This window comes from Okeania sp. SIO2F5, assembly GCF_010692685.1.
Classification (GTDB): Bacteria; Cyanobacteriota; Cyanobacteriia; order Cyanobacteriales; family Microcoleaceae; genus Okeania; species Okeania hirsuta.
Genome location: NZ_JAAHGU010000093.1, coordinates 22,797 through 29,271 on the forward strand (window position 1 = coordinate 22,797; position 6,475 = coordinate 29,271).

General features: G+C 41.7%; 4 protein-coding genes. 1 reads left to right on the forward strand and 3 read right to left on the reverse strand.

The annotated features are described in order from the left end of the window. The 3 genes from F6K27_RS22935 to F6K27_RS22945 form a co-directional block, all read right to left on the reverse strand. Positions 1-2,722 (reverse strand): SdrD B-like domain-containing protein (locus F6K27_RS22935; protein ID WP_287284552.1); only part of this gene is annotated, 2,722 nt, incomplete at its 3' end. Between the two features lie 571 nt (positions 2,723-3,293). Continuing rightward, positions 3,294-3,710, reverse strand: coding sequence for an ABC transporter ATP-binding protein (locus tag F6K27_RS22940; protein WP_287278483.1), 417 nt, complete (start codon positions 3,708-3,710; stop codon positions 3,294-3,296). A gap of 239 nt (positions 3,711-3,949) precedes the next feature. After that, complete coding sequence (locus F6K27_RS22945; RefSeq protein WP_287278484.1) at positions 3,950-4,300, reverse strand: iron chelate uptake ABC transporter family permease subunit; 351 nt, start codon at positions 4,298-4,300, stop codon at positions 3,950-3,952. 1,271 nt (positions 4,301-5,571) lie between these two features. Between F6K27_RS22945 and F6K27_RS22950 the strand changes: the two genes are divergently transcribed. Continuing rightward, positions 5,572-6,475 (forward strand): transposase (locus F6K27_RS22950; RefSeq protein WP_287278485.1); only part of this gene is annotated, 904 nt, incomplete at its 3' end.

Sequence of the window (6,475 nt, forward strand, 5' to 3'; positions counted from 1 at the left end):
TTGTGACTGTTTGAGTATCGCCGTTGCTATCAGTAACAACTACATCTACGTTTTCTAAATCAGGTTCACCTTCATCTTGCACACCATCTCCATCTGTATCTAAATACAGATGACCGCTGACTGTACCAGCAAGCTCATCCACAAAATCATTACCCGTGGAATCCACATCTCCAGGTAGCGTCACACCAATCAGATTATCGTTAGCTCCATCAGTGTCACTAACATTGCTGTAACCAGGCAAGTTAGTTTGACGAACAGTGTAATCACCCGCCTCTAAGTCAGTGAACTCATAGTTACCATCGGTATCCGTTGTGGTAGTACTAATAACTGTACCCTGATCGTCAAGCAATTCCACCGTGACGTTTTCGAGGTTGACATCACCAGTGTCATTGTTGTCAATATCCTCAGAAACATTACCGCTAATGCTGCTCAGATTGATCGGCACTTCTTCAGAATCGCTGGACGGAGGTGTCTCATTGGTATCAACTGTGGCAATGTTGTCAATATCCCCATCACCACCACCATTGGTATCAATGTCAGACTCCTGAACGGTATAGCTTCCCGTGTAAGTCCAAGTTTCTCCACTCTGTAAAATGTTATCAGTGTTTATAGACTCAACTGGGCCACTCAGATTTGCTAAGAGGGGGTCTGTGACCACGACACCTGTTAGATCTTGGAAACCGACATTACTAACCGCAATCTCATAATTTATGACATCGCCAACCTGGTCTACAATGCCATCGCTATCCGTGGTCCCGTCTGGATTGGTAACGCTAACGGCTTCCTTATTAATAGCGGGATTCGCCAATGGCACGATCGCTGTTCCTAAATCTAAAGCTTCACCATCACTAGACAACGAGCGCGGTGGATCTTGTCCCCAGACAGCTGCAATGCTGACTGGTGTTCCATTGGGCTGGCCATTGCCATCCGCAGACGTATTGGAAACAATAATAGCTCCGGTCAGATCCTGGTCACCTTCAGCCCCAGGGAATAGGCCAGTATCATCCACGATTCGCAGTGAATCTAAGGCATCGACAGATTCGTTATAGTCAAATGTGCCGTCCCCATCGAAGTCAATAAAGATGTTGCTATTTTCAATGGGCGTAACCCAAACAACACTCCTGCTTTCTTCCCCTTGATTGTTGAGAGGCTGACCATCATCAGTTGCACCGCGTCCTAAGCCCACCAACACCTGTGAGGTTAGCTGATCGGTTGGTATTAAGGGGAAGCCCCAATCAAAAATTTCGCCACCACCGTCTGCATCTACTTGGGCTAAACCATAGAAATTGGGCGTAGCGCCACCGTTATTAGTAGCATCTGTAAAGAAGCGTAGACCAGAGTAGTTATCCCCAGACAAATTGATGTTAGAGCCCACTTCTATAAATGTGGAACTGTTAGCCGCAACATCAAAGGTTCCATTGGGACTATTCCCGCCCTCATAGGAAATTGTAATTTCTGAGTCATTGGGGTTATAGAACCAGTAACCTGTGGAGCCAGCTTCCTCAGCAACTGGGGTAATGTATTCGTTAGTCCATTCATCCGCATCAACCTGGGCGTACCAACGTAATTCGTAGTTATCACCAATGTCACCTGTTACGAGGTCTACCTGAACTGGTCTGCTGGAAGTCAGTTCATCCCCTTCTTGGAGATCTTCAATAACAAAATTATCACCTATGTTCAGGACATCGTTAGCATCAATCACGTTGTCGCCGTTAATGTCTATCTGCAAGCCATTCAGGAACAGCTCTGTACCATCGTCGCCGGCCATTACATAAAAGACCGAATACTCAAAGGCATTAGTGTTGCTTGCCGTGTCTTCACCCACGGGTGCAATGAAGCGATCGCCCCAAGAATCCTGGTTGAAAACTTCAACTGCACCTGCCATAAGAGAACCTGGATTGTTTGGGAAGGCAAAGCGGGTCACGGCAATAGGCAGTGTGGTCTGAATTCTGTCAGCACCATCATACAGGATGGTGTTGGGATTTCGGTAGTTATTGGCAGAAGGAATAGCATTATCCAGGACAATCGCATCCCCACCACTGAGAATATCATCAACAGTACCAGGTGCAATCCCATTAGTCAGGTCGCCATCCCCCCAGATCTCCGTACTGGCCTGTTTATTGACCGTATCATTAGGGTTCGGATCGTAACCATCTTCCCAGTGGTCGTAATAGACTATAGTGTTATCTGCGGCGATCGCCACTGAGATTACATTATTGATATTGCCATCAGCAACTGAGTTGATCGTGTCAAAGGTGGCGAATAAATCGTCTTCTGGCAGAGGTACGAAATAAGTCTGTACAGGATCTGCCAGCAGAGCATCAGTAAAGGTCGTTACCGCCACCTCGTCATCTGATGTGCCAAACATCAAATCTGCACCACTTCCCGTTGCTGTCAAATTCAACGTTGCATTTAAGGCATCGGGAGGACCGCTGCCAGTACCATTATTATCAATGGGCACAAACCACTCGACCGTAAACTGACCAGATTCATCCACAGTCACGTTGATGGGTTGATATACATCTACTTCAGCATCATCCCCCGGATCATCCGGGTCATCTGTAATCTCAACTATCACCTCCGAATTCGGCGTATAGCCGCTCCCAGTAATTACTGCCGTTTCACCAGGCGCGTAATCCTGTTTGTCAGTTGATACTATGGGCGTAAAAAAATATCCAGATACATCCACCGCGTCGTTGTTACCCTGATTCTCACCCATCATTATTTATTTTTATTCCCTAAATTTCTTCATCTTTTTAGATATATCATAATTTTTCGATGAATACGCTATGAAATATAAAATCTTCATCGAATCTTCATAAATACGGGTTTCCTCGGATATGCTATGAAATATAGAATCTTCATCGAATCTTCATAAATACGAGTTTCCTCTTCATCGAATCTTCATAAATAGGAGCGTTGCTGAATGGTAATGATTTTTAGATTAAGTATCAACGCAAAACATAAGTTTTTCAATTTTACCTTCAGCTACCTACCATTACATTTCAGCAATGCCTCATTTTTTTTTGATGATTTTTTTATATTGATTACAAGTAATGCTAACGCCTTCCATCTCTAAAACAGAGTTTCTATAAGACATAGAAAACGTTTGCACAAAATTATCCCGGAAAGTTCTGTGTTAGCAAAACTCTCCGTGAAAACGTTTGCACAAAATTATCCTGGAAAGTTCTGTGTTAGCAAAACTTTCCGTATGGTCTGAGATTTTTTGTTATATCAAAATTCAATGATAAAACTTCTTAACTAGATAGATATATACAAATATTTTGAATTTGTCAAGTTTTGCGACCCATTGGTATGCACATTGGTGTCCCCCTTACAGGGTCTTGAATAATTTGAGACTCTAAGCCAAATACTAAACGAACCATTCCCACTGTCATCACTTGCTCTGGATGACCCTGATTCACAATTTGGCCATCCCGTAGCACAATCAAATTATCCCCATATCTACAAGCTTGATTCAGATCGTGCAAAACCATAACTATGGTCCGCCCCTGAGAATCATTCAAATCCTGGAGCAAATCCAGAAGTTCAATCTGGTGAGCTAAGTCCAAAAAAGTAGTTGTTTCGTCCAACAATAAAATTTCTGTATCTTGAGCTAAGGCCATCGCAATCCAAGCTCGTTGCCTTTGGCCTCCAGACAGAGAATCCGGCGATCGCCCTGCCAAGTCCAAAAGTTCTGTAGTAGCCAAAGCTTATTGAATTATTTTTTTAATATTAATAGATCATTGTTGCAACTAATTCTGATGTAGTAATGGCAAAACGTTTTCCCAACTGCGGCCGTGGACACTACCTGTAATCCAAATTAAAGCTTGAGAAACACTATTTACAGCAGTTTTCTAGTTGATGAAGTACAAAGTTTTATTGCTCTAGGCAACAGGCAACAGGGAATATAGAAATAAATAGTCTTATAGCTGTACCTCACGCTTCCTCAAAAGTGCTGTAATTCGCCGAATGTCACCATTACAGTAGTTAAAGCGCTGGCGATGGTATTTAAACCAATACCAATCAAAACTAAGTACATAGTTGAGTTCCTTTTTTCCCAAGCAAGTAGGTAAATGAGAATTGAAATAGCGATCGCGCCACCAAAGGCAGAAATAGGTATAGCAAAGAGAGGAGCATTTGGCAACAGTACAATTACTACCACTGCAGCTAAACTAGGTCCAGCATTCACGCCAATAATACCTGGAGTTGCCAAAGGATTACGGATTAAGCTTTGTAGAATTGCCCCCGATACTGCTAATCCCATCCGCAACAAAACTGCCGAAAAGAAACTAAGCAAAAACTCCTATTGCGCCATCCGCAACAAAACTGCCGAAAAGAAACTAAGCAAAAACTCCTATTGCGCCATCCGCAACAAAACTGCCGAAAAGAAACTAAGCAAAAACTCCTATTGCGTCATCCGCAACAAAACTGCCGAAAAGAAACTAAGCAAAAACTTCTATTGCGTCATCCGCAACAAAAGCAAATGCTGTGGAAGTAAGCAAAAATTCCGATTGCCACATCCGCAATCAAACTGCCGAAGAGAAACTAAGCAAAAACTCCTATTGCGCCATTCGCAACAAAACTGCCGAAGAGAAACTAAGCAAAAACTCCTATTGCGTCATCCGCAACAAAAGCAATTATTGAGCAAAAACTTCTATTGCGACATCCGCAACAAAAACAACTATTGAGCAAAAACTCCTATTGCGACATCCGCAACAAAAACAACTATTGAGCAAAAACTCCTATTGCGACATCCGCAACAAAAACAACTATTGAGCAAAAACTCCTATTGCGACATCCGCAACAAAAACAACTATTGAGTAAAAACTCCTATTGCGACATCCGCAACAAAAGCAATTATTGAGTAAAAACTCTTATTGCGACATCCGCAACAAAAACAACTATTGAGTAAAAACTCCTATTGCGACATCCGCAACAAAAACAACTATTGAGCAAAAACTCCTATTGCGACATCCGCAACAAAACTGCCGAAGAGAAACTAAGCAAAAACTCTTATTGCGTCATCCGCAACAAAAGCAATTATTGAGCAAAAACTCCTATTGCGACATCCGCAACAAAAACAACTATTGAGCAAAAACTCCTATTGCGACATCCGCAACAAAAACAACTATTGAGCAAAAACTCCTATTGCGACATCCGCAACAAAAACAACTATTGAGTAAAAACTCCTATTGCGACATCCGCAACAAAAGCAAATGCTGTGGAAGTAAGCAAAAATTCTTATCAAAATAATATGGGTCGCGCAACCCTGCCTTTTAAGGCGCAATATTTTTGGAGAGTTGCTCACGCATCCCCTACTTCCCCTCCTGGCTCCCTTCCTGGGAGGGGCGGGGGTGGGTTGACTTTTGACTTCTGACTTCTGACTTCGTTAATGCGGGCAAATATCTGGAACGGGCAAGATGCCCATTCCACAAATCTCAACTAAATATCAAAAAGGAGTCCCGCGTTGTAATCTATGATTCAGCGCCGGGAGGAATTTTTAATTTCAAATAAAATGAAGCTTCATTGTTGATTGATATTTTTCACCATTTGAAATATCGTATAATAATGAAGCAAATAACAACTATATCCTGTAAATTAAAGGTCAGCCCAGAAGTGGCAAAAGAAATAGAAGCCACTATGGAAATGTTTGCTCATGCTTGTCAGTATGTAGACAAAAATAGTGACAAAAAACTGACAAATAATGTGGCCATGCAAGCTTTGATGTACGGTACAGTTAGAGAAAAGTTTCAGTTATCAGCACAAACTACAATTCACGCTATTAGACGAGTATGTTCTAATCGCAAAACTTCTATTACTAATCATATAAAAAAAGAATTAACTTTTGCACCAACATCAGTTGATTACGACAGTAGAACATTTAGTTTAGATACAAAGAAATGGATTGTGAGTTTAAAGCTTTTGAGTAAGCGCACAAAGTTTGAGTTATTAATAGGTAATTATCAACGTGGAATATTAAAAGGTAGTAAGGCTACTTCAGCAGTCTTAACTAAAAGAAAAGATAGAACTTACTATATAAATATTCATGTTAATCATATTGTTCCGGAGCCAAAGTCAACAAATAAAATAATAGGAATTGATTTAGGCAGGACAGATATAGCCTCAACATCTGAAGGTGAATCATGGTCAGGTAAAAATATAACTTCTAAGAGAAATCATTATTCTCAAATCAGAGCAGTTCTACAAAAAAAAGCATCTAAAGGCACTCGTAGTAGTCGGAAAAGATGTCGGCAACTACAGCAACGGTTATCAGGAAAAGAGCGACGCTTTCAAAAACACGTTAATCACGAAATAACAACTTATTTAGTCAGAAAAGCAGCGACTATTGACATCCTCCCGACGCTGCTCTACGAGACAGCGCGGGATTCTCCAACATCACTGATGGGGGCTTTCTGCTTCAATGCACCCGCCTTCGGGGATTTACTCCCTTCAGGTCTTACAGTCGCTCCAC